Raw genomic sequence first — 4,849 nt, 5'->3', positions numbered from 1 at the left:
TGAACCTTGATGGTGAATGATTTTTCCGCAACTGGATTGCCAGCTTCGTCCTTGACAACCACTTTGGCAGGGAAGTCACGTTCTTCCTCATCCTTGCCCCAGTCTTCAACAGTTGGGGTACCCGTGATAGTTCCGGTAGCTGGATCATAGGTGAGACCGGTTGGGAGACCTGTTACTTCGACTGTTCCATTATTTGGAACATTGCTTACTGGGACAGTGATTGGATCAATCGGTTGTTTTTCTACAACAGTCTTATCGCCAATATCGCCAACAGTTGCAGTTGGTTTACTATTTGGATCCTTGGAGTCTGTACCTGCTGTCTTTTCTTGGTCATCTGTATAGCCATCATTGTCATCATCTGGATCGGTCACATCTGGGTCTTTATCGCCATCTGTATCCCGTTGAACCTTGATGGTGAATGATTTTTCCGCAACTGGATTGCCAGCTTCGTCCTTGACAACCACTTTGGCAGGGAAGTCACGTTCTTCCTCATCCTTGCCCCAATCATCAACAGTTGGGGTACCAGTAATGGTGCCAGTTGCTGGATCATAGGTGAGACCGGTTGGGAGACCTGTTACTTCGACTGTTCCATTAGCTGGTTTGTTTTCTACTGGGACAGCGATTGGCTCAATCGGTTGTTTTTCTACAACAGTCTTATCTTCAAGATTGCCGACTGCTGGGGTTGCTGGTTTACTATTTGGATCCTTAGAATCCGTACCTGCTGTCTTTTCTTGGTCATCTGTATAGCCATCATTGTCATCATCTGGATCGGTCACATCTGGGTCTTTATCGCCATCTGTATCCCGTTGAACCTTGATGGTGAATGATTTTTCCGCAACTGGATTGCCGTTTTCGTCTTTGACAACCACTTTGGCAGGGAAGTCGCGTTCTTCCTCTGTTGTTCCCCAGTCTGTGACAGTTGGGGTACCAGTGATAGTACCAGTGGCTGGATCATAGGTGAGACCGGTTGGGAGACCCGTTACTTCGACTGTTCCATTAGCTGGTTTGTTTTCTACTGGGACAGCGATTGGCTCGATTGGTTGTTTTTCTACAACAGTCTTATCTTCAATTGCCCCAACTGCTGGTTTTTCACCTTCATCATCTGGCTCTGCTACGGTTACCTTAACTGGAACAATCTCTTTAGAACCATCACCATAAGTTACTTCAACCGGAATAGTGTATTCTGTTCCTGGCACGGCATCTGATGGAATCGTTACGCTAACCTTGCCTTCTGAATCAATCGTTGCCGTTGTTCCTGCTGGAAGTGGAGTTGTTCCTACTGGTTGTTCTGTAGCAATAGCATAGGTTGGTTTTTGAGCATCTGCCGACAATTCTGGTGTAAAGCTTGGACTTTCTGTTATAACGGCTTCACCTGGTTTACCTGTTACCTCTGTATAAGTAGGACTATATTTATCCTTATCAGACTCCACAACAGTAAATGTAGCTGTTGTAGTATCCTCTGTCTGATCACTATAGGTTACAACGATTGGAACATCAATTTTTGTACCTACGGCAAGACCATCTGGAGTCGTAAGCGTTACCGCACCTGTTGCGGAATCGACTGTTGCTACCACGCCTGCTGGTAGTCCACTGATATCTCCAAGTTTATAAGCTACTGGGGCAGCTGGTGTTGCAACACCCCCCTCTTTGTCTGTAAAGGTAGGAAGAGCTGACGTTACTGACTGACCAGCTTTCACTTCTGTAGCTGTATAAGCAGGAGTATACTTATCCGTTTCTGTCTCAGAACGATTAAGCTTGAACTCCGCTGTTACGATTGAAGTAGAGCCATCTGCATAGGTTACTAATACATCAACAGAGGTGTCTTCTGTAGCGTTTTTCCATGTAATAACACCTGTTTTTGCATCAATAGAGAAGTTAGCCGGCGCTTCTTCACTACCATCAGCAGAAACAAACGAGAATGTCGTACCTTCAGGGATCGCAAGTTTTTCTTCTACATCCTTTGTATGTGCTACATCAAACGTTGGAGCAGCAGAGCTTGTATCTGTCGCTCCTTGATCTGCATAAGTTACTTCGTACTTCGGAAGCAGTTTATAAACCACAGTAAATGAATCTGTTTGAATTGGATAATCCGGAAGTGTTCCATCTTCATTCACTGCATACAATTCTGCAAAGTAGGTAGTAGTCTTTGTCAAATCACTTGGAGCTGTGAAGGTTGAATCTGGTAAAGTACCATCAGCATTCGCTTGAACTGCCGTACCTTCATCTACAACCTTACCATTTTCATCTTTCCAGACAATCTTGTAGTACTCACCCGCTACTGCCTTAACTCCTGTTGTCTTTGCAATAGCAGTGTCTCCAGGTCCTGCATAGTTTGAGTAGGAGTCGTAATTTACAATATCAAATTTCACATCATTGTGGAAGGCTGCAAATCGAACATTTGTAACATTGTTATTCCCTGGAATTTCAGTTGTACCGATGTTGTAGCCAACATTCCAAAATGTAGGTAGGGTATCTCCCCATGCACCTGAATTAGCAGCACGTGGCACATCACCATAGAATGGTGTCGTAAATGACACACCCTCTAATTCTGCAACAACCATCAACCAATCTAAGTTAATGTGTTTTGGTGCCTTGTTGAGATCAAGACCAGAATCAGCTCCAGTACTTCCAAATTTACCGTAAGATGGACTGTCTGCGACAGTTCCCATCCATTCTGTTCCTTTTTTCGTCACTCCTGAACCATTCGTAACATCTTGGTTGCTGAGTAAGACAGAATCACGACTATTGATAAGGCCATCAAATCCTGGATTGTTCCACGCTTGACCAAATGTTCCATTAAACTGGAGCTTATACTCACCTTTGGCATCTGTTTGGGCCACTACGGTTTCAGCAATCCATTCAGAACGATTTGCTGTGATTTGAGCAATAAGATACTCACGGAGTTTTTCTTCGTTTTCACGTGTCCAATTCGCACCACGAATATTTGAAGATTTATCCTTATTTACTGTCGGTGTCCAAGTAGAACCTTCTGCAACAAACTGTTGCAAGGTTTCTAATTTATTCAATTCTGCAACAGCATAATCACTTAAGTAAGAAGCATAAACATTCACACCTGCAAGACCGATATCTGCTTTTTCTCGACTAATCAAGCCGTTCCAAATCAGGCTCCCCTGCGGATTGTTATTGTTCCAATACACGCTCCCTGAAACCAATCCACCTTCGTTGCTATCTGGGGATGCAGGGGTTTGTTTTGCATCTTGTTTCCAGACATCTGAGTTCTTATAAGCGTATTGAATCTCAATATTTGTGAGACGTTGAGTCGCTGTTTCGTTACCAGCACCAGCGGTTGTATCAAGTGCAGAACCTTCTGGAGAAATTTGTTCTTCACCATAAGAATAGAGAAGTTCATACTTATTCGTGTCTGGGTTAATAGACCAAATACGCCATTTTTCAGCATTAGCATCTCCAGCCCCCAACGATGCATAAGCATTAAAGGTCCATTTCTTACCATCTGCACCAATAAACGGAGCCATTCCAAGGACAAATGAACCATCTTCCTTTGTTACAGTTTTGTAGATTGGAGAGCTCAACCCATTTTTCTCATACCATTGTGCATAAACAGTAACACCTCCCAAGCCCTTGACATATTCGTTGGGATTGTCATTCACATTACCTGCATACTTGAGACGGACATCTCCACTAATGGTATTTTTATCGTCTTTTGTTACGATTGCACTTTCGATAGCATCCGCTTCAGATGTACCGCGATTTACAGAGACACGCTCATCGTGAGCTTGAGCCTCAGCAAGGATCTCCGCTACTTTGCTATCTTTATTGATCACTCCCTTAGTCTGTTCAGAAATCTGACCGAGGTAGTACGATTTCTCGATATCATTAAGATGTGTGAAAGCATTAATCTTAGCGATGGCTTCCTTATAAGTAGCTTCAGTTACCTTTCTAAAACCGCTCCCTGCTGGAATTGGTTGTCCTTGATTAGGGAAGGTTATGGCACGTTTTTCGGCCTTATCTGCTTCCTTTGAAATCTCATCAATAGCCGCTTGATTATCTGCTGCCTTGATTTGATCCACAAATCCTGCTTTGGCTTCCTCTGAGATATGAGTATAGGCATCCAAAGCTGCAATAGCACTCTCTTTTGCAGCTGATAATGTGGCTTGGGCAGCTACTTCTTTAGCAGCTTCATTAGCAACTTTTGCTCGCTCAACAATTTCATTGATAGAGTCTTGACTTGTTGCTATTTCAATGTCTTTTTCAAACCCTATTTTTTCTGCATTAGTAAGAGCAGTTAGTTCTTTCAATGCTTCAACTGCCAAACCTTTAACAGCTGTTAAGTCGGTTGTTTGGGGATTCCCAATAGCTTCTGCTGATGTTACTTCCTCAACTTTGGCAACTTCTGTTGCAACAGGAGCTGAGCTATTAGCCTCAGCTTTGACAACTTCTGTTATCGCAGTCGTTGAACTACTAGCCTCTACTTCATCCGCAGATACATTGCTCGCTAACCCCAGTGACATCACTGTTCCAAGTAAGACACTAGCCGCACCAAAATGATACGTACGAATCGAAAAACGCTGACCTACTCCATACCAGTCAAACTTATTTCTTTTGTTCCTTTTCAAAAGCAAACACTCCTTTATTTTTATACACAAACCAGACGCTCTCCACCAAAGAAACCGCCAAAACCTGTGTTACACCAACCATTATACCCCCCCCCCCCCCGACTTTGTCAACTATTTTGATGGTTCTTATTAATTTATATCAAAAAGCCCTGTGATGTGATGAACTGCTCCCTGTCAAGTGGACAATGAAATAATAAAAGATTTAAGCGACGGCCTTGTTCCTCATTTCAAGAGGTGCAAGGCCGTTGTTGCGC

At 43.3% G+C, this 4,849-nt stretch carries 1 protein-coding gene; it reads right to left on the bottom strand.

Annotation, left to right across the window (positions count from 1 at the left end; all coding sequences use genetic code 11):
• Nucleotides 1–4,595: YPDG domain-containing protein (locus ACVPON_RS05650; RefSeq protein ID WP_462877018.1), on the bottom strand; the 4,595-nt coding region annotated here is incomplete at its 3' end.
• Nucleotides 4,596–4,849: the final 254 nt, after the last annotated feature.

This window comes from Streptococcus sp. 1F3, from assembly GCF_054968985.1.
This window is presented reverse-complemented; position numbering and strand designations above follow the sequence as displayed.